This is a genomic window from Modicisalibacter sp., assembly GCF_055145905.1.
In genome coordinates this window covers 24,118-41,691 of record NZ_JBSREH010000018.1, presented here as the reverse complement: position 1 = coordinate 41,691, position 17,574 = coordinate 24,118, and the positions used below count along the sequence as shown (strand labels likewise).

The 17,574-nt window shown below is 65.3% G+C and carries 14 protein-coding genes and 2 pseudogenes; 8 read left to right on the top strand and 8 right to left on the bottom strand.

Features of this window, described 5'->3' with window-relative positions; all coding sequences use genetic code 11:
- Positions 1-12: 12 nt before the first annotated feature.
- The 6 genes and pseudogenes from ACTCB7_RS06850 to ACTCB7_RS06825 all read right to left on the bottom strand — a co-directional run.
- Positions 13-507 (bottom strand): annotated as a pseudogene (locus tag ACTCB7_RS06850) (amino acid ABC transporter permease); the annotation flags it as partial.
- Positions 508-525: 18 nt separating this feature from the next.
- Positions 526-687: a hypothetical protein gene (locus tag ACTCB7_RS06845; RefSeq protein WP_463006071.1), complete on the bottom strand. Its 162-nt coding sequence runs from the start codon at positions 685-687 to the stop codon at positions 526-528.
- Positions 688-783: 96 nt separating this feature from the next.
- Entirely contained in the window at positions 784-1,635 is an 852-nt protein-coding gene (locus ACTCB7_RS06840) for a transporter substrate-binding domain-containing protein (RefSeq protein ID WP_463006070.1), read from the bottom strand.
- A gap of 254 nt (positions 1,636-1,889) precedes the next feature.
- Positions 1,890-2,366 (bottom strand): redoxin family protein, encoded by a 477-nt coding sequence (locus ACTCB7_RS06835; RefSeq protein ID WP_463006069.1) that lies wholly within the window; start codon positions 2,364-2,366, stop codon positions 1,890-1,892.
- A 152-nt stretch (positions 2,367-2,518) separates the two neighbouring features.
- On the bottom strand, positions 2,519-4,171 hold the full coding sequence (locus tag ACTCB7_RS06830) for a peptidoglycan DD-metalloendopeptidase family protein (protein ID WP_224414430.1): 1,653 nt from the start codon (positions 4,169-4,171) through the stop codon (positions 2,519-2,521).
- 249 nt (positions 4,172-4,420) lie between these two features.
- Entirely contained in the window at positions 4,421-5,266 is an 846-nt protein-coding gene (locus ACTCB7_RS06825) for a pirin family protein (protein ID WP_224414431.1), read from the bottom strand.
- A 103-nt stretch (positions 5,267-5,369) separates the two neighbouring features.
- Between ACTCB7_RS06825 and ACTCB7_RS06820 the strand changes: the two genes are divergently transcribed.
- Positions 5,370-6,329, top strand: a complete 960-nt coding sequence (locus ACTCB7_RS06820) for a LysR family transcriptional regulator (RefSeq protein ID WP_463006068.1) — start codon at positions 5,370-5,372, stop codon at positions 6,327-6,329.
- Positions 6,330-6,357: 28 nt separating this feature from the next.
- On the top strand, positions 6,358-7,362 hold the full coding sequence (locus tag ACTCB7_RS06815) for a glutathione S-transferase family protein (protein WP_463006067.1): 1,005 nt from the start codon (positions 6,358-6,360) through the stop codon (positions 7,360-7,362).
- Positions 7,363-7,369: 7 nt separating this feature from the next.
- Here the strand turns inward: ACTCB7_RS06815 and ACTCB7_RS06810 are convergent.
- A pseudogene (locus ACTCB7_RS06810) lies at positions 7,370-7,978 on the bottom strand (YaiI/YqxD family protein).
- A gap of 437 nt (positions 7,979-8,415) precedes the next feature.
- Here ACTCB7_RS06810 and ACTCB7_RS06805 point away from each other — a divergent pair.
- Positions 8,416-10,125, top strand: coding sequence for a DEAD/DEAH box helicase (locus tag ACTCB7_RS06805; protein ID WP_463006066.1), 1,710 nt, complete (start codon positions 8,416-8,418; stop codon positions 10,123-10,125).
- A gap of 95 nt (positions 10,126-10,220) precedes the next feature.
- The gene (locus ACTCB7_RS06800) at positions 10,221-10,334 is read left to right on the top strand and encodes a 30S ribosomal protein THX (RefSeq protein ID WP_463006065.1); all 114 of its coding nucleotides are present in this window, start codon (positions 10,221-10,223) and stop codon (positions 10,332-10,334) included.
- Positions 10,335-10,430: 96 nt separating this feature from the next.
- Here ACTCB7_RS06800 and ACTCB7_RS06795 read toward each other — a convergent pair whose 3' ends face one another.
- On the bottom strand, positions 10,431-12,374 hold the full coding sequence (locus ACTCB7_RS06795; RefSeq protein WP_463006064.1) for a transglycosylase SLT domain-containing protein: 1,944 nt from the start codon (positions 12,372-12,374) through the stop codon (positions 10,431-10,433).
- Positions 12,375-12,475: 101 nt separating this feature from the next.
- Between ACTCB7_RS06795 and ACTCB7_RS06790 the strand changes: the two genes are divergently transcribed.
- From ACTCB7_RS06790 to ACTCB7_RS06775, 4 genes are all read left to right on the top strand, one after another.
- Positions 12,476-12,805 carry a YkvA family protein gene (locus ACTCB7_RS06790; RefSeq protein WP_463006063.1) on the top strand — a complete coding sequence of 110 codons (330 nt, stop codon included), beginning with the start codon at positions 12,476-12,478 and terminating at the stop codon, positions 12,803-12,805.
- Between the two features lie 301 nt (positions 12,806-13,106).
- Entirely contained in the window at positions 13,107-15,005 is a 1,899-nt protein-coding gene (gene htpG / locus ACTCB7_RS06785; protein WP_463006062.1) for a molecular chaperone HtpG, read from the top strand.
- Positions 15,006-15,144: 139 nt separating this feature from the next.
- Positions 15,145-16,614 carry a protein adenylyltransferase SelO gene (locus tag ACTCB7_RS06780; RefSeq protein WP_463006061.1) on the top strand — a complete coding sequence of 490 codons (1,470 nt, stop codon included), beginning with the start codon at positions 15,145-15,147 and terminating at the stop codon, positions 16,612-16,614.
- Between the two features lie 108 nt (positions 16,615-16,722).
- Positions 16,723-17,322, top strand: a complete 600-nt coding sequence (locus ACTCB7_RS06775; protein ID WP_463006060.1) for an isochorismatase family protein — start codon at positions 16,723-16,725, stop codon at positions 17,320-17,322.
- The last annotated feature ends 252 nt before the right edge of the window (positions 17,323-17,574 follow it).

Below are 17,574 nucleotides of genomic sequence, written 5' to 3'. Positions count from 1 at the left end.
AAATCCTGTCGGTTATTGACGTTTTTCGAAGCCGGGGACGGCGAGTCTGGCTTCCAGCCAGTACAGGCCGCTGTTGCCGGCCTTGTTGACGATGAAATAGAGCAGGGCCACTACCGCGAACACGGTCAGCACATTGCCCTGGGTACTGGTGATGATGTAGTGGGCCTGTCTGGTGAGCTCGACGACCCCGATCACGTAGGCCAGCGAGGTTTCCTTGATCTCCGAGGAGAACTCGTTGGTCCAGGGGCCGATGGCATGGCGGATCGCCTGGGGGAACAGGATCCAGCGAATCGCCTGGGTCAGGGTCATGCCGCTGGCACGTGCTGCGGTCATCTGGCCGGCGGGGATCGACTGGAAGGCGCTGCGGAAGATCTGGGACTGGTAGGCGCCGGAGCGAAAACCCAGGGCCAGGATGGCGGCCGCGAACGACGAGATGTCGAAGATGCCCGCCAGGCCGTAGTAGAAGATGAACAGCATGATGATGATCGGCACGCCGCGAAAGATGCGCTCGTAGACCTTGAGCGGCTATTGCACGAAGCGGGTGCGGGGGCCGTAGAGCTGGATCAGACAGATCGTCAGCCCGATCACGAAGCCCAGCGCCAGAAGCGCGGCCAGGAGTACCAGGGCCACGCCCAGCCCCTTGAGCAGAAAGGGAAAATCCCGGAGAAGAACGTCGTAGATGTCCATGCCGTTGCCTGATCGAATGCGCGAGTGAAGAGCCCGGCCCGGCCGGCCACCCTGTAGGGTTGGCCGGCACGGTCCGCATGCAGGAAGTGGCAGGAATCAGTTGCCCAGGTCGGGCAGGCCGGCGACCGGCTTACGGTAGGTGTCGACGTACTCGGGCATATTGCCGGGCACGGACGGCACTGTCACGCCGGGAATGTAGTTGTGCACGATGGTGGCCCACTCGCCGGACTCGGCCAGGTTGACGATGCCCTGGTTGAGTTTTGCCAGCAGCCCCTGGGGGTCGCCCTTGCTGACCGCCAGGGCCAGGGGGGCACGGATGAAGATCTTGCCGGCGATCTTCACCGGACGGCCTTCGTTGATGTATTCCTGCGCCGAGGTGTCGTCGACATCGACCGCCGAGATCCGCCCGTTGAGCATGTCGGTGATGGCGGTGACATAGCTGTCGTAGCTCTTCAGGTTGACGTCGATGTCGGAGTTGGTGACGTTGTCTTCCATCCACGCCTTCTGGGAGGAGCCGCCCTGGACGCCGACGGTGGCGCCGCAGCACACGGCGGTGAAGACGTTCAGGTCCGAGTCCTTGGGCACCACGATGACGTCATTGGTCTCCCACCAGGGCACGGTGAAGTCGATGACCTTGGCGCGCTGCTCGGTCACCGTCAGGCCGGTGGCGAGAATGTCGATCTTCTCGGCGGACAGGGCGGGAATCAGCGACGGGAAGGGCAGGTCCTTGAACTCGATGTCGAGCCCCTGATCCTCGGCGATCTTCTCCATGGCATCGATGGCGATCCCCTTGTAGTCGCCGCCTTCCACGTAGGCCCAGGGCGGGAAGGAGGCCTCCACGCCGACGGTATAGGTGTCGGCGGCCTGGGAGCTCGCCGCGCCGGCAAGGCCGAGCGCAAGGATCAGGCCGGTCGCTAGTTGTCGTGTCTCGAGTCCTGGGAACGTCATTGCTCTACCTCGTTGTTGTGCGTTGTGTCGGATGGGCACCCTGGTTGCCTAACCGGTCCTGCGTTGCGACCGGGTGATGGCCATCCTTTTCAGCGTAGTCGAGGATCGACGGAATGCGTCTCGGAAGTCGTTGATGATGAAAGGGTTGCGTGCCACGAAGGAACTTGGCAAGCGCACGTCTGGCTCGCGGGCGTGACATCGGAGGGAAGCAAGCGGTCGCGGCAGGAGGCCGCGACCGTGAAGGGGGGCTGGCGTCAGAGCTGGCCCAGCACTGTCTCCGCGCTGCTCTGGTCGACGCCCTTGGAATCGACGCCCAGGTAGGTGACGACGCCGTCGTCGGCAATCAGGGCGAAGCGTTTGCTGCGAATGCCCATGCCGCCGCCGCTGGCGTCCAGCTCCAGTCCCAGTGCCCGGGTGAACTCGGCATTGCCGTCGGCGAGCATGGTGATCCGCTCGGCGTTCTGGTCCTTCTGCCAGGCATCCAGTACGAAGGCATCATTGACCGCCATGCAGGCGATGGTGTCGACGCCCCTGGCGAGGATCTCGTCGGCCTTGATCACGAAGCCGGGCATGTGAGTGTTGGAGCAGCCCGGTGTAAAGGCGCCGGGAACCGCAAACAGCACGACGCGCTTGCCAGCAAAGAGGTCGCCGGTCGAAAGGTCTTCGGGACCGTTGGCGCCGTTGGTCTTGAGGGTGATGTCGGGCAGCTTGTCGCCGATGGAAATGGCCATGCCTAACCTCCACGGTTGAGTGAACGGCCATCCTAGCGCGCGACTGGCAGCCGGGTACAACCCTACAACGAGAGACGATGGACTCCGCGGTGCAAAAACAACGCGACCCCGCCGAGGCGGGGTCGTGATGGGAGCGGCCAGGTCAGAAGGGGTCAGGAGCCATCGGACTTGAGCGTATCGGCATCCAGCTTGGCGATCTGGGTGTTGCTGTCGTCCTCGAGCTTGGCCAGCAACGGCTTCGCCTGTTGCTTGAAGGCCGCCAGAGCCTTGCCGGAGAGGTTCTTGCTCTCGGGCAACTTGACGCGCATGGCGTCGACCGGGCGATTGTTGACCATGATCTCGTAATGCAGGTGAGGGCCGGTGCTGCGCCCGGTGTTGCCTGACAGGGCGATGCGCTGGCCCATCTTCACCCGATCGCCTTCCTTGACCAGTTTCTTGGAAAGGTGCATGTAGCGGGTCTTGTAGCCGTTGTCCTGGCGAATCACCAGATAGTTTCCGGCGCCGCCGCGCTGATAGGCGGCCTTGACCACGCGGCCGTCGGCGGGGGCGCGCACCGGGGTGCCCCGGGGCATGGCGAAGTCGGTGCCGTAGTGGGGCGAGACACGCTTGGTCACCGGGTTGACGCGGCGCAGGTTGAAGGAGGAACTGATCCGGTAATGCCCCTTGAAGGGATAGCGGTTGAAGGCCGGGTCGAGGCTGTGGCCGTCCGGCGTGTAGAAACGGTCGTCCTCATCGTTGCGCACCACGGTCAGGTCGGTGCGCTGGCCTTCGTAGTGAGCGGCGAGAATCCGTGAATCCATCGCCTTGCCGTCGATCATGTCGGACTCGACCAGCACCTGGAAATGATCGCCACGCCGGGTGACGCGACGGAAGTTGATCTTCTTCGCCAGCAGGTTGGTGAGCTCGGCGACGTCACCGCTGGAGAGGCCGGTCGCGGCTGCCGAGCCGGCGAAGCTGCCATTGACGGTGCCGGCGAACAGGCGCTGGGTCGCCTCCGTCGCCTTCTGGATATCGGATACGGCGAAGGTGGCGTCGGGGGCATCACGCTTGATCAGATAGCCGCTGCGCGGGTCCTTCATGACGCGCAGGGCGAGCAGGTGGCCGTCCTGGTCGAGCTGGAAGTCGATGTTGTCACCCACGCGCCAGCGGGTGAGTACCGTCTTGTCGGGCAGGGTGTCGAGCAGGTTCAGGACCTCGCGGTACCCCAGCCCGAAAGTACGTTCGGCCATCACCGCAAAGGTGTCGCCGGGCTGTACGGTATAGGTTTCCCACTGCGGGACGAAGACTTCCTTGGCGGCCAGTTCGTTGGCGAGGTCCACGTCGCCATCGTCCAGCACCAGCGGGTCGGAAGAGAAGACGTCCAGGTCGCTGCCATCCGTCGGCTGGTCGGTGCCGCTGATCTGCAGCGAGGCCAGCACGGCGCCATCGGCCACTTGCAGGGCGTTGGCAGGGGCGGTCGCGGAGCCGGCGACCGCCAGGGCCGGCTCGACCTCCAGCGTTGGCGGCAGCGAGAATGATGTATCCGCGTGAGCCTGATTGATGAAATCGATGTCGACGACGCCCTGTGGCGCGAGTTCGGAGAGGGGGATCTCCTTGCCGATGGCCGCCGAGGCGGTATGGATGGCATTGCTCAGCGGGTGGGCGTCGCTGACCAGTTGGGCTTCGGCGCCGGGGGACGTATCGAGAGGCAGTGCGATGCTGGCCGACGCGACCGTGGGTTCGCTGTCGTCGAGTGCGGCAAGAATCTTGTGCGCGCCCAGCACGGTGACCATCGTGGCAACGGGAAACAGCAGCAACTTGTGCATGCGGGGCAGCGAATTGAGGATCCGCAACATAAACAGGGGCCTGGGTGCATATCGGTGGATATAAAAAACGAATGCACCTTACCCCATGCCATACGGCATGCCTAGCCTGTATAAGCATACAGACTATTAAACCCAGTATTAACGGCTACATGACGTTACTCCATGATTACGTCCTGTGCCTGAACTCGTCCCCGAGTTACTCACTGGCGCATCTTAATGTAGAGCGTCTGCCGGGGACATGAAACCCGCTCAGGCTGTCGGTGAGGCGAAAGTACCGTCGCGGTAGTCGCGCAGGGCCTGGTCGAGTTCTTCCCGGGTGTTCATCACGAAGGGGCCGTAATGGGCGATGGGCTCGCCGTGAGGCCGGCCGCTCAGCAGCAGCGCCTGGCTATCGGTGTCACTCTCCAGGGTCACGGCCTCACCGTCGCCCAGTCGGGCCAGCTGACGCGCCCCGATGGTTTTTCCCGCCACGCTGATCGCCCCCGAGAAGACATAGACCAGCAGCGTGGGGGCGTCGGTCTCGAGCGTGATGCCGGCGCCCGGCGTCAGTGTGAGGTGCGCGACGCCGGCGTCGCCGGCCAGCGTATCGAGCGGGCCCGCAAGCGCCTCATGCCCGGCAGCCTGCCAGGTGCCGCCCAAGGCCGTGAGCACGACGCCGTCGGCGTCGAGACGCGGCATCTCGGCCTGGCGGACATCGCGGTAGGTGGGCGGGCTGAGCTTGTCCCGGGCCGGCAGGTTGATCCACAGCTGGAAGGCGTGCAGGCCGTGGCTATCGGTCAGCGGCATTTCCGAGTGAATAATGCCGCGTCCGGTGTGCATCCACTGGGCGTCGCCGGCGCCGATGGTGCTGCGGTGGCCCAGGTGATCCTCGTGGGTCAGGCCGCCGTGTACCACGTAAGTCAGTGTCTGCAGCCCGCGATGCGGATGAGGCGGAAAGCCGCCGATATAGTCATCCGGCTGGTCTGACCCCAGTTCGTCGAGCATCAGGAAGGGATCGAGCCCGCCACCGAAGTCATGGATGCGCGAGATCTTGACGCCGTCGCCGTCCTGGCTGGGGTGGCTGGCGACGAGGTGGTCGATAGTGCGAGCAGTCATCGGGAACTCCTGAACAGGTCGTTGCTTGACTCCCTTCGATTCTAGGACGATTTTTTCGAAGGTTAAGCGCATAGTTTTGCCGATACCATTCGAGGAAAACGAAATGTCACGCGTCACCCTGGCCCAATGGCAGATGCTGGCGGCGGTCGTCGATCATGGGGGCTTCGCTCGCGCCGCCGAGGTCATTCACAAGAGTCCGTCGACGCTCAATCACGCCGTGCACAAGCTGGAGACCCAGCTGGGAGTGGCGCTGCTCGAACCGGCAGGGCGTCATGTCCGCCTCACCGAGGCCGGCGAGATGTTGCTGCGCCGCGCCCGGCAGCTGATCGAGAGCGCTGCGGCAATCGAGGATGTGGCGGCGAGCCTGGCGACCGGGCTGGAAGCGGAAGTCTCACTGGCTGTCGATCAGGTCTTTCCGCCCGATGCGCTGGCCGAGGCCCTGCAGCAGTTCTCCGGCGAGTACCCCCACGTGCGGGTCCAGCTGCACGAGACGGTCCTCAATGGCGGCGTGGAGATGCTCTACGATCGCCGTGCCGATCTGGTGGTCTCGGGGCTGGCGGCTCAGGGATTCCTGGGCGAAGCGCTGGCGACACTGCGCTTCATCGCCGTGGCGCACCCCGCGCATCCTCTGCACCGGCTCGGGCGCACGCTGGATCTGCGCGATCTCACCCAGTACCGGCAACTGGTGGTGCGTGACTCGGGCCTGCGCCAGTCGATGGACGCCGGCTGGCTTAAGGCCGAACAGCGGTGGACCGTCAGCCATCTGGCCACATCACTGGACATGCTGGAGCGGGGGCTGGGATTCGCCTGGCTGCCGGAGACGCGCATTCGTGAGGCGCTCGAGAGCGGACGTCTTGCCCCGCTGCCACTGGCGGTCGGTGGCGTGCGCGAGGTGCCGGTCCACCTGATTTTCCAGGACCGCGATCGTGCCGGGCCGGCGACGCATGCCATGGCGCGGGCGCTTCATCAGGCGGTCCAGGATGGCTCTCGTTCGAATGAGTCGAATGAACAGGCCCAAATAATGCGCAGCAACGTCGATGAAATCGACTTATCCTCACCGTGAAACCATTCGCCAACGCGAGGAGAAGAGCATGGGTCTATTGATCGACGGTCGCTGGCACGATCAGTGGTACGACACTAAGTCGCATGGTGGCGAGTTCGTGCGCGAATCCGCCAAGTTGCGTGACTGGGTCACCCGTGATGGCAGCCCGGGGCCCGATGGGCAGCCCGGTATCGAGGCGGCCGGTGACCGCTTTCATCTGTATGTCTCGCTGGCCTGTCCGTGGGCCCATCGCGCCCTGATCCTGCGCAAGCTCAAGCAGCTCGAGGGGCTGATCGGCGTGTCTCATACCAGTCCGCTGATGCTCGAGAACGGCTGGACCTACAATACCCACGAAGGCTCGAGCGGCGATCCGCTTAACGGTGTCGAATACCATCATCAGCTGTATACCCTGACCGACCCGCACTATACCGGCCGGGTCACGGTGCCGGCGCTGTGGGACAAGCGGGAGCGGCGCATCGTCAACAACGAGTCCGCCGATCTGGTGCGGATCTTCAACGACGCCTTCGATCATCTCACCAGCAATCGGCTGGATTTCTATCCGTCGGACCTGCGCGACACCATCGATGCCGTCAATGCCGATGTCTACGACCACGTCAACAACGGCGTCTACAAGTCAGGGTTCGCCACCGAGCAGGCTGTCTACGAGAAACACGTCACCGCGCTGTTCGAGGCGCTGGATCGCATGGAAGCCCGTCTCGCCGAGCGGCGCTATCTGGCCGGCGAGTGGCTGACCGAGGCCGATATCCGCCTGTTTACCACGCTGGTGCGCTTCGACGCGGTCTATCATGGCCACTTCAAATGCAACCTGCGGCGCATCGAGGATTACCCGAATCTCTCCAACTATCTGCGCGAGCTCTACCAGTGGCCGGGCATCGCCGAGACGGTAGACCTGGATCATATCAAGCGCCACTACTACTACAGCCACGGCACCATCAATCCCACCCGGATCGTGCCCTGGGGGCCGCTGCTCGAGCTCGACCGGCCCCATGATCGTGAACGGCTGCCGGGGAAGGGCGTTCGCGAAAAGGCGTGACGCCGGTTCAGCAGTGTCTGGCCAGCCAGCGGTCCAGGGCGTTGGCAAACTCGCGACGGTCGGCGTCCGTGTAGCCCTTGGGGCCACCGGTGTGCTCGCCGCTGGCACGCAGGGTTTCCATGCCAAACCATGTCGGACGCATCTGCAGCAGATGCCGGGTGCTGTGTCAGCGATTCCTGGACAGCCAGCGGTCCAGGGCGTTGGCAAACTCGCGACGGTCGGCGTCCGAGTAGCCCTTGGGGCCGCCGGTGTGTTCGCCGCTGGCACGCAGGGTTTCCATGAAGTCACGCATCTGCACGCGCGAGCGGATGTTGTCGGCGGTCAGCGGCTCACCCCGGGAGGTCATCACCGCGGCACCCTTGTCGAGGGCCTCCATGGCCAGCGGCAGATCCGACGTGACCAGCAGGTCACCGGGTTCGAGTCGGCGCACGATCTCGTCGTCGGCAGCGTCCAGGCCGCTGGCCACCGATAGCCCCTTGGCCCAGCGCGATGGCGGTAACGGCAGGGCGTGGTTGGCCACCAGCCAGGCCGGTGTTCGGGTGCGTTCGGCGGCACGGATCACGATGTCGCGCGCGGCACGCGGGCAGGCATCGGCATCGACCCACAGGGTTGGCATGGCAGGCTCCGATCTGGGCCCGTGGTGAAGCGGGCCGGTAAAAAGACATAGGCAATATACCCTCGACGATGGTAGCATGGCGCTTCCTCGCCTGTGTTGACCCCTCCATCCCGGTGATTTGTCCTGCCTGCAAGGCGGACAATGACGTGACTCCAACACCGGGCGCCCAGTCGTGCGCCATAGTGATGCACCGCGCCCGGGAGCCTTGATTGATGGATTGCCGGCGCCGATGAACCGGCCGGCGTGAAGAGGTCGCCACACTGTTCGTGCCGTCGAAGACGGCGGTCGAGCAGGAGCAGGAGTGAGCCGCGGCACTGAATGCTGCGGCAGAGCGACCTGGTGCCGTGTCATATGCCGCCGTCCCGTCATGGCGATGAGAAGGGCAGGGCACCACGACATTTTCTGCCGGCCTCCATGCCGGCCATGCAAGGTGTGATATGACCCTGACTTCCGTTGCCTCGCCGAGTTTCGGCGACCTGGCACTCGTGCCCGCCGTTCTTTCCGCGCTGGAAACCCTGGGCTACGAAACTCCCTCGCCGATTCAGGCGCAGACCATCCCGGCCCTGCTGGAAGGCCGTGACATGCTGGGCCAGGCCCAGACCGGTACCGGCAAGACGGCGGCCTTTGCCCTGCCGTTGCTCTCGCGCCTCGATCTGTCGCGTCGCGAACCGCAGGTGCTGGTGCTGGCGCCGACCCGTGAGCTCGCCCAGCAGGTGGCGGTCTCGTTCGGCAAGTACGGCCAGAACCTCCAGGGCCTGGAGGTCGCCAGCCTGTGTGGCGGCCAGGACTACCGCGAACAGCTCAGCGCCCTCAAGCGTGGCGCCCACGTCGTGGTGGGTACGCCGGGCCGCGTGATCGATCACCTCGATCGCGGCAGCCTCAAGCTCACCGGTCTCAATGCGCTGGTGCTCGACGAGGCCGACGAGATGCTGCGCATGGGCTTCATCGACGACGTCAAGCGCGTGGTGGCCGACACTCCGACCACCGCTCAGCGCGTGTTCTTCTCGGCCACGTTGCCGGCAGAGATCGAACGTATCGTCAACCGCTACTTGGTCGACCCGGTCAAGGTGGCCATCGAATCGCGGGTCACCACCGGCGAGAACATTGAACAGCGTCTGGTGCGCATCGACGGTGCCGGCAAGGTCGAGGCTCTGTCGCGCCTGCTCGAGGTCGAGCCGGTGGATGCCGCCATCGTCTTCGTGCGGACCCGTGCGGCTTGTACCACCGTCGTGGACCAGCTGACGGCGCGTGGCTTCAATGCGGCGGCGCTGTCCGGCGACCTGGACCAGAGCCTGCGCGAACGCACCGTGGCCCGCCTCAAGAAGGGCAAGGTCGATGTGCTGGTGGCCACCGACGTGGCGGCGCGCGGCCTCGACGTGCCGCGGATCACCCATGTGTTCAACTACGATCTGCCGCAGGACAGCGAGGCCTACACCCACCGCATCGGGCGGACCGGGCGTGCCGGGCGTTCCGGGGTGGCGGTGACCTTTGCCGGCTTCCGCGAGACCCGCAAGGTGCGCTGGCTGGAGCAGGCCACCGGTCAGGCGATGACCGAGACCGAGCTTCCCGATGAAGCGACGATCCGTGCCCATCGTGACGAACGCTTCCGCGAACGGGTGCTGGGCACGCTGACCGGCGATACCGGTGAGCAGCGCAGCCTGGTCGAACGGCTGGCCGCGGAAGGTCATGATCCGCTGGAGCTGGCCTGTGCCTTTGCCAGCCTGGCCCGTGCCGACGAGGCGCCGATCGGACGTCTGCCCAAGCCGGGTGCCGCCAAGGGCGCGGGTCGTGACGGTGGTCGCGACGGCAAGCCGCCGCGTCGCCGTGAGCGTACGCCCTCGGAAGGCATGACGCGTTATCGGGTCGCCGTGGGCCATCGCGACGGCATCAAGCCCGGCCAGCTGGTGGGCGCGCTGGCCAACGAGGGCGGTATCGAAGGGGGCCGCATCGGTCGCATCGATATTCGCAACGCCTTCTCCGTGGTCGAGCTGCCCAGCTCCCTGCCGACCTCGATCCTGGCCAAGATGGCCCGGGCACGGGTCGCCGGCCGGCCCCTGGAGATTGCCGAGGACAACGGTGCGCCGGAACGGGCGTCACGCCGCCGTAATGACGACGACGCGCCGGTGCGCCGTCGTTCACGGGCCTGAGGCCGGGCCGCGGTCGACTTGACCGCGGCGCCGCCTGTTTCCCACACTGCCAGCGTCGCATCCGCATTGACCCATTCCGCAACAGGAGGTGACAGATGGCCAAGGGAGATATCCGCTCACGGCGCGGCAAGGTCGCCAACGGCAGCTATGGACGCCGGCGGCCGCAGTCACGCCGCAAGGCACAGCGCTATCGGCAGGTCGGTTACTGACAGCCGAGGCACGGAATGACACGGGGGCGGCCAGATGGCCGCCCCCGTTGTTTTTAAGGGAAGGCGCCTGTCCTGTGGGAGGCGCCTGGAAACGGTTCAGTTACTGGCCAGCAGCGAGGCATCGTAGCGTGACTGGCGTTCGCCGTCGGCCAGCAGCGCGATCTTGCTGGTATCGCCGCCGTTGGCGAGGCTGGCGAAGATCACCCGGTAGGTGAGCACCGCCTGCACATAGGCCCGGGTCTCGTGATAGGGGATGCTCTCGATGAACAGGTCGAAGTCCTCTGGTGCATCGCGCAGCCAGCGGTCGACGCGGCTGGGGCCGGCGTTGTAGGCGGCCACGGCGGCCAGCCGGTTGCCACGGTAGCGATCGAGCATCTCGCGCACATAATGGCTACCCAGACGAATATTGACTGCCGGATCGAACAGCTTCCCGGCAGCGGGAGGCTCGACGTTGGCGCGGGCGCTGACATGACGCGCGGTGGCGGGCATCAGCTGCATCAGGCCGCGTGCGCCGACCGAGGACTGGGCCCGAGGGTTGAAGGCGCTCTCGCGTCGGGCGATCCCCATCAGCAGATAGGGGTCGACGTCGAGGCGCTGCCCCCAGCGCTGGAAGGCGTCGCGGTAGGCCAGCGGGAAGCGCCATGCCAGCGCATCCCACTCGCGGGCGAGGATGGTGGTCTGCACCGCCAGCGCATACCAGCCCTGCTGCATGGCGTAGTCGGCCATGGCGTTGGCCTTGTCGGTATCGGCACGGCGTGAGGCGAAGTACCATTCGCTGCGCGCCAGCCCCGGCTCGCCGATACGCATCAGTGCCTCGACACGCTGGATGACCGGCCAGCCGGCGACCTGCTGACGATAGGCGGCGTTGAACGTCGCCCGGCGCAGGTTCAGGTCATAGGGCTGGCCGATCCGGTCGGCGGCGGCGAAGCCGTAGAAGCTGCGCTGTTCGGCAGCGGCGGCGTAGGCCTTGTGGGCAGTCTGCCGATCGCCGAGTTCTGACAGGGCGCGGCCCAGCCAGTATTGCCAGCGGGCGTCCTGGCGTGGGTCGTCGGGCATGGCGTGTACCCAGTCGATGACTCCCTGCCAGTCACGCTCGGCCAGTGCCCGGCGTACCCGCAGTTCCAGCAGGTCGCTGTCGGCGAGGTCGGGAAGTACCTGGTCGACCCAGCCGCGATTATTGTCCACCTCGCGCACCATCGAATAGAAGGCCAGGTCGCGCTCGATCGCCTGACGCTGCCGGGTGGCGAGGTCGAGGTGCGGCGCGATCTTGCGCCAGGCTTCCAGCGCCGCCTCCGTGTCGGCCCGCGTGAACTGGTGCATGGCGGCGGCGAACAGCGGGCCGCTGGCGCCCTCGTGGCCGATATCGCGCGGTATCCGGGTGATCGCCGCATAGTCCTTGCGCAGCCGCTCCAGTGCGCCCTTGGCGTCGCCCCAGCCGGCGGGCAGCTGGCGCTCCAGATAGCGCATCAGCCCGGTCTCGCCGTTTTCCCAGGCAAGCAGCAGGCGCTGCCAGACCTGAACACCGCCGATCTCGCCACGTGCGCGCAGGGTGTTGAACAGGGTGTCGCACTCGCCGGGCTGAGAGTGGCCGGTCAACCACAAATCTCGGCCGCCCTCGGCCGCCTTTTCGGGGGCCTTGTCGAGCAGCGCAGTGTAGTAGTAGCAGCGGCGAATCACGCCGCGCGGCTCGCCGTCGCTCACCGCCAGCAGCGCGTCGAAGCGTCCGGCCTTGCCGTAAGCGACTTCGGCCACGCCGCGCATCCAGGTCGACAGCGGCGAATCGGCATGCCGGGTGATGAAGGCATTGACGGTCGCCGGTAGCGCGTCGGGCAATTGGCCGCGGAGGCGATGATAGTCGATGTAACCGGCAAGGACGTGATCGTCGATGGCCGTATCGTCGACACGATTCCACTGGTGGGCACGGGCGGCGTCCAGCGCCTCGCGCAGGGCTTGGTCGTCGGCTTCGTCGGCCACAGCCGGCAGGCTGATCAGCAGGGCGCTCAACAGCGCGAGGCCGTGACGGGGGATTCGAAGGGGCATCGCCGGCTCCTCCTCGGGCTTGCCTATCGGTTGCAGTCTGTCTCATCCTCGCCCATAGCGACGGCCTTGAGTAGTGTCGTCGGCTTACGACAGGAGCAATCATGGCCCTTTTCAAGGCCGGCGGCATCGCCGCCACCCTCAGAAAGCGTCGTCGCGCCCTGACGGCTATCGCCCGTGCCATGCGGCTGTTCGTGCCGATGTGCCGTGACGTGGTGAGCGGTCGCTACCGCCCTGTGCCCTGGCCGGCCTTCGGCTGGATGGCGCTGGCGGCAGCCTATCTGGTCTCGCCGCTGGATCTGATTCCCGACGTGCTGCTGGTGGTCGGCCTGGTCGACGACGTGGTGATCGTCGGCTGGCTGCTGACCCGGGTCGATACCGCGCTGGCCGACTACCGGCGCTGGAAGGGCGAGGGGCCGCCCGCGGCGCGCTAAGAGTTTCTTTCATAACCGGTGGACAGGATGGGCTTTCTCGGTGGCAAGGCTTTGCGAGGGCGCTGTAAACCCCTCCCTGGGCGCTACCTTTGCCATCCATGGCAAAGGACCCTCGCTTCGCCTTGCCACCGACGCCCATCATCAACGGGGTTTGGAAATACGTTCTGAACGGCGCCGGATCGGTTCGTTGCGGCCAGCGATCGGGCCATTGGGCCCGGTTTCGACTCAGGTGCTTGAAAACGCTCGAACTAGCCCCATATCGGCGGTGTCACGTTCTACACACCATGAGGGGCTTGAATCCATGACCACCGCCACCCATGAAGAAACGCTCGGCTTCCAGACGGAAGTCAAGCAACTGCTCCATCTGATGATCCACTCCCTGTATTCCAACCGGGAGATATTCCTGCGCGAGCTGATTTCCAACGCGGCCGACGCCACGGACAAGCTGCGCTACGCGGCGTTGAACAACGACGCGCTCTACGAGGGCGACAGTGACCTGCGCATCGAGATCGAGCATGACGCCGACAACAACACGGTGACGGTGCGCGACAACGGCATCGGCATGACCCGCGATGACGTCGTCGCCAATCTCGGCACCATCGCCAAGAGCGGTACCGCCGAGTTCCTCAAGCAGCTCTCCGGCGAGCAGCAGAAGGATGCCAAGCTGATCGGCCAGTTCGGGGTGGGCTTCTATTCCGCCTTCATCGTCGCCGACGAGGTGACCGTGCGCACGCGCCGTGCCGGCAGCGACAGCGGTGTCGAATGGCGCTCGAAGGGCGAGGGCGAGTTCACCGTCGCCGACGTCGACAAGCCCGAGCGTGGCACCGAGATCATCCTGCACCTCAAGGAGGATGCCGGCGAGTTCGCCGACGACTTCCGGCTGCGCAACCTGGTGCGCAAGTACTCGGACCATATCGACGTGCCGGTGCGCATGCCCAAGACCGAGACCGCCAAGGACGACGACGGCAACGAGATCGAGGGCAGCGAGGTCACTACCTGGGAGACCGTCAACGAAGCCCAGGCACTGTGGGTGAGGCCCAAGAGCGAGGTCAGCGACGACGAATACAAGGCGTTCTACAAGCACATCGCCCATGATTTCAGCGATCCGCTGACCTGGAGTCACAACAAGGTCGAGGGCAAGCTCGAGTACACCAGCCTGCTCTACGTGCCGGAGCGCGCGCCGTTCGACCTCTACGAGCGTGACGGCGCCCGCGGCGTGCGCCTGTATGTGCAGCGTGTGTTCATCATGGATGACGCCGAACAGTTCCTGCCGCTCTACCTGCGCTTCATCAAGGGGGTGGTCGACACCAAGGATCTGTCGCTGAACGTCTCCCGCGAGCTGCTGCAGAAGGACCCGCAGGTCGACAAGATGAAGTCGGCGCTGACCAAGCGTGCCCTGGACATGCTCAAGAAGCTGGCCAAGGACAAGGACGCCTACCAGACGTTCTGGAACACCTTCGGCAGCGTGCTCAAGGAAGGCCCGGCGGAAGACTTTGCCAACCGCGACAAGATCAGCGAGCTGCTGCGCTTCTCGACCACGCATACCGACACCGCGGTGCAGGACCAGTCGCTGGCCGACTACGTGTTGCGCATGAAGGAAGGCCAGCAGAAGATCTACTACATCGTCGCCGATGGCTTCAATGCGGCCCGCAACAGCCCGCATCTGGAGATCTTCCGCAAGAAGGGCGTCGAGGTGCTGCTGCTCCACGATCGCATCGACGAGTGGCTGATGAGCCACCTCACCGAATACGACGGCAAGGCCTTCGCCGACGTGGCCAAGGGCGACCTGGACCTCGGCGAGATCGAGGACGAGGAAGAAAAGCAGGCTCAGGAAGAGACCGCCAAGGCCAAGGAGGACCTGGTCAAGCGCGTCAAGGAGGCGCTGGGCGACAGTGTTCAGGAGGTCCGCGTGACCCATCGCTTGACCGACTCACCGGCCTGCGTGGTGCTCTCCGAGCACGAGATGGGCTTCCAGATGCGTCGCATCATGGAGGCCGCCGGCCAGCCGATGCCCGAGGTCAAGCCGATCCTTGAGCTCAATCCCGAGCACTCGCTGGTGAACCGGCTGGAAGGCACCGACGGCGAGGGCTTTGCCGATCTGGCGCACATCCTGCTGGATCAGGCGATCATCGCCGAGGGCGGCCATCTGGATGACCCGGCGGCCTATGTCAAGCGGCTCAACAGCCTGCTGACTGCCTGACGACTGCGCACCGCTGCACCCGAAACCCGCTCGCCGGCCACGGCGAGCGGGTTTGTCGTTTCCGGGCCGTCGATGGTTTTACCTGCCTGGAACCGATGATTACAGTGGATGTAAATGCTCGCCGACCGGGATGACCACCATGAGCCTCGATGACCTGCGTTTCGACAACAGCTGGGCGCGCCTCCCCGAGGCGTTCTACCGCGAGGTGGCGCCCACTGCCTGGCGCGACACGCACGTGCTCGACCTCAGTCCGCTGGGCGCCGCCCAGCTCGATCTCGATCCGGCGTCGGTCGAGCCGGAGCGACTGGCGGCATTGTTGGCCGGTCGTGACCTGCTGCCGGGCATGCGCCCGATCGCCCAGAAGTATACCGGCCACCAGTTCGGCACCTACAATCCGGCGCTCGGCGATGGCCGCGGGCTGTTGCTGGGCGAGGCGATGACCCGGCAGGGGCCGGTCGACCTGCATCTCAAGGGCGCCGGCCAGACGCCTTTCTCGCGTTTCGGCGACGGGCGAGCGGTGCTGCGCTCCTCGATCCGCGAGTACCTGGCCGGCGAGGCCATGCAGGGGCTGGGCATTCCCACCACCACGGCCCTGGCCGTGGCGGTCAACGGTGAGCGGGTGATGCGCGAGCGGGTCGAGCCGGGGGCCACCCTGATGCGCTTGGCGCCCAGCCATGCCCGCTTCGGGCATGTCGAATGGCTCTACCAGCAGGGGGACGTGGAGGGCATGCGCCGGCTTGTGCAGCATGTCATCGAGCGCCATCGTCCGGCACTGGCCGAGGCCGGGAATCCGGCCGAGGCGCTGTTCGCCGATGTCGTCGCGCGCACCGCCGAGATGGTCGCCGGCTGGCAGGCCTATGGCTTTGTGCACGGGGTGATGAACACCGACAACATGTCGCTGCTCGGCCTGACCCTGGACTACGGCCCCTATGCCTTCCAGGAGCGTTTCAGGCCCGGCTGGACGCCCAATCACACCGATGCCGAAGGGCGCTATGCCTATGATCGTCAGCCGGGCGTGGCGCTGTGGAACCTGATGGTGCTGGCCCAGTCGCTGACCCCGCTGGTCGATGCCGATCGGTTGCGTGACCGGCTCGATGCCTTCGAACCGGCGCTGGATTCGGCCTATGCATGCCGAATGCGTGCGCGTCTGGGACTGGCCGAGTGCCGGGATGACGATGCCACCCTGGCGGCGGACTGGCTGGCCCTGCTGGCGCGTCACGAGGCCGATTTCCACTCGGCGTTTCGCGCATTGGGTGCCTACCGGGGGGATGACGACTCGCGTCTCCGGCTGGCGGCGCACCTGGAGGTTCCCGCGGATGATGATGCGCTGGTTGCCTGGCTAGAGGCCTACCGGGCGCGTCTCGAGGGCGAGTCACGGGATGCCGAGGCACGCCAGCGGGCCATGGATGCCGTCAATCCCTGCTACATCCTGCGTCATCGGCCACTTCAGCAGGTCATCGCCGCGGCCGAAGCCGGCGACCCGGGCCCGCTCCGGCGGCTGCGCGAGCGCCTGGCCGCGCCCTTCGTGCCCCACGAGGACGGTGCGGAGGACTGGACGAGTCCGCCGCCACGAAACGCCCCGCCGGTGGTGCTGTCCTGCTCTTCGTGACACGGCCCTCGAACGGGTAGACACGGGGCCGCCCCATCGAGTCCGCGCAGAACACAGGCTGGACGCCTATGCTGAGTGAACGCCATGTCGCTCGACAGGAGTCCGGCCATGCCCGTCGCGTCCCGTACCGTCTTCCATCGTCCTGCCGACGCGCGCGACAGCGGTACGGCTCTGTTGCTGATCGACTTCCAGCACAGGGCGGATGCCTTCGTTCGTTCGCGCCGTCGCAGCAATCCGGATCTCGAGGCGCAAGTCGCCGCGCTGCTGTCCTGCTGGCGCAGTGGTGATGGCCTCGTCGTGCACCTGCACCGCTTTTCCCCGCCGAGTATCTACACTGGCCGACCCTCGTCCCATCTCGAGCAGCCGCTGGCGTGTGCCGACCCGCTGCCGGGCGAGCGCGTCCTGAGCCGGCATGCCGAAAGTGGTTTCGTGGGGACCGGGCTGGAAACCTGGCTGCATCGCCACGGTGTTTCGCGGCTGGTCATTGCCGGCATGGGTACGGCGCGCAGTGTCGGTGCCACGGCATGTCATGCCACCAGCTTGAGCTTCTCCGTGATGGCCGTCGGGGATGCCTGTGCCGATTTTGACCTGATCGATCGACGCGGTCACATCTGGCAGGCCGAGACGGTTCATGACATGGGCGTGGCATTGATGGTCACGGAAGGGGTCGATGAAGTGAGTGTTTCCGAAGTGCTTCGTCGCTGCTGAGGGTGCGTCGACCTGGTTGAGGTGATGGCGTAAATAATGGATGACTTATGCCGATCATAAGTAAAAAGCGAGGTGTAAATTTTCCCGTTTTTCCATATAAATCAATGGCTTGTTTTATATATTGTGCATAATGGCTGCGTTATGAGTGCCATAAACCCATGATTATGATGGATTTTTTTAACAAGGTTGTTGATCTTTTCAGCGTTTGCCAAAAGACTGGAAAAAGTCGCTGCCAAAAAACGCTTTCACCGA

What these genes read in the sequence shown, in the direction of transcription:
- ACTCB7_RS06845 (WP_463006071.1), bottom strand. Translation starts at nt 687, where the DNA reads ATGGACATCTACGACGTTCTTCTCCGGGATTTTCCCTTTCTGCTCAAG.
- ACTCB7_RS06840 (WP_463006070.1), bottom strand. Translation starts at nt 1,635, where the DNA reads ATGACGTTCCCAGGACTCGAGACACGACAACTAGCGACCGGCCTGATC.
- ACTCB7_RS06835 (WP_463006069.1), bottom strand. Translation starts at nt 2,366, where the DNA reads ATGGCCATTTCCATCGGCGACAAGCTGCCCGACATCACCCTCAAGACC.
- ACTCB7_RS06830 (WP_224414430.1), bottom strand. Translation starts at nt 4,171, where the DNA reads ATGCACAAGTTGCTGCTGTTTCCCGTTGCCACGATGGTCACCGTGCTG.
- ACTCB7_RS06825 (WP_224414431.1), bottom strand. Translation starts at nt 5,266, where the DNA reads ATGACTGCTCGCACTATCGACCACCTCGTCGCCAGCCACCCCAGCCAG.
- ACTCB7_RS06820 (WP_463006068.1), top strand. Translation starts at nt 5,370, where the DNA reads ATGTCACGCGTCACCCTGGCCCAATGGCAGATGCTGGCGGCGGTCGTC.
- ACTCB7_RS06815 (WP_463006067.1), top strand. Translation starts at nt 6,358, where the DNA reads ATGGGTCTATTGATCGACGGTCGCTGGCACGATCAGTGGTACGACACT.
- ACTCB7_RS06805 (WP_463006066.1), top strand. Translation starts at nt 8,416, where the DNA reads ATGACCCTGACTTCCGTTGCCTCGCCGAGTTTCGGCGACCTGGCACTC.
- ACTCB7_RS06800 (WP_463006065.1), top strand. Translation starts at nt 10,221, where the DNA reads ATGGCCAAGGGAGATATCCGCTCACGGCGCGGCAAGGTCGCCAACGGC.
- ACTCB7_RS06795 (WP_463006064.1), bottom strand. Translation starts at nt 12,374, where the DNA reads ATGCCCCTTCGAATCCCCCGTCACGGCCTCGCGCTGTTGAGCGCCCTG.
- ACTCB7_RS06790 (WP_463006063.1), top strand. Translation starts at nt 12,476, where the DNA reads ATGGCCCTTTTCAAGGCCGGCGGCATCGCCGCCACCCTCAGAAAGCGT.
- htpG (WP_463006062.1), top strand. Translation starts at nt 13,107, where the DNA reads ATGACCACCGCCACCCATGAAGAAACGCTCGGCTTCCAGACGGAAGTC.
- ACTCB7_RS06780 (WP_463006061.1), top strand. Translation starts at nt 15,145, where the DNA reads ATGAGCCTCGATGACCTGCGTTTCGACAACAGCTGGGCGCGCCTCCCC.
- ACTCB7_RS06775 (WP_463006060.1), top strand. Translation starts at nt 16,723, where the DNA reads ATGCCCGTCGCGTCCCGTACCGTCTTCCATCGTCCTGCCGACGCGCGC.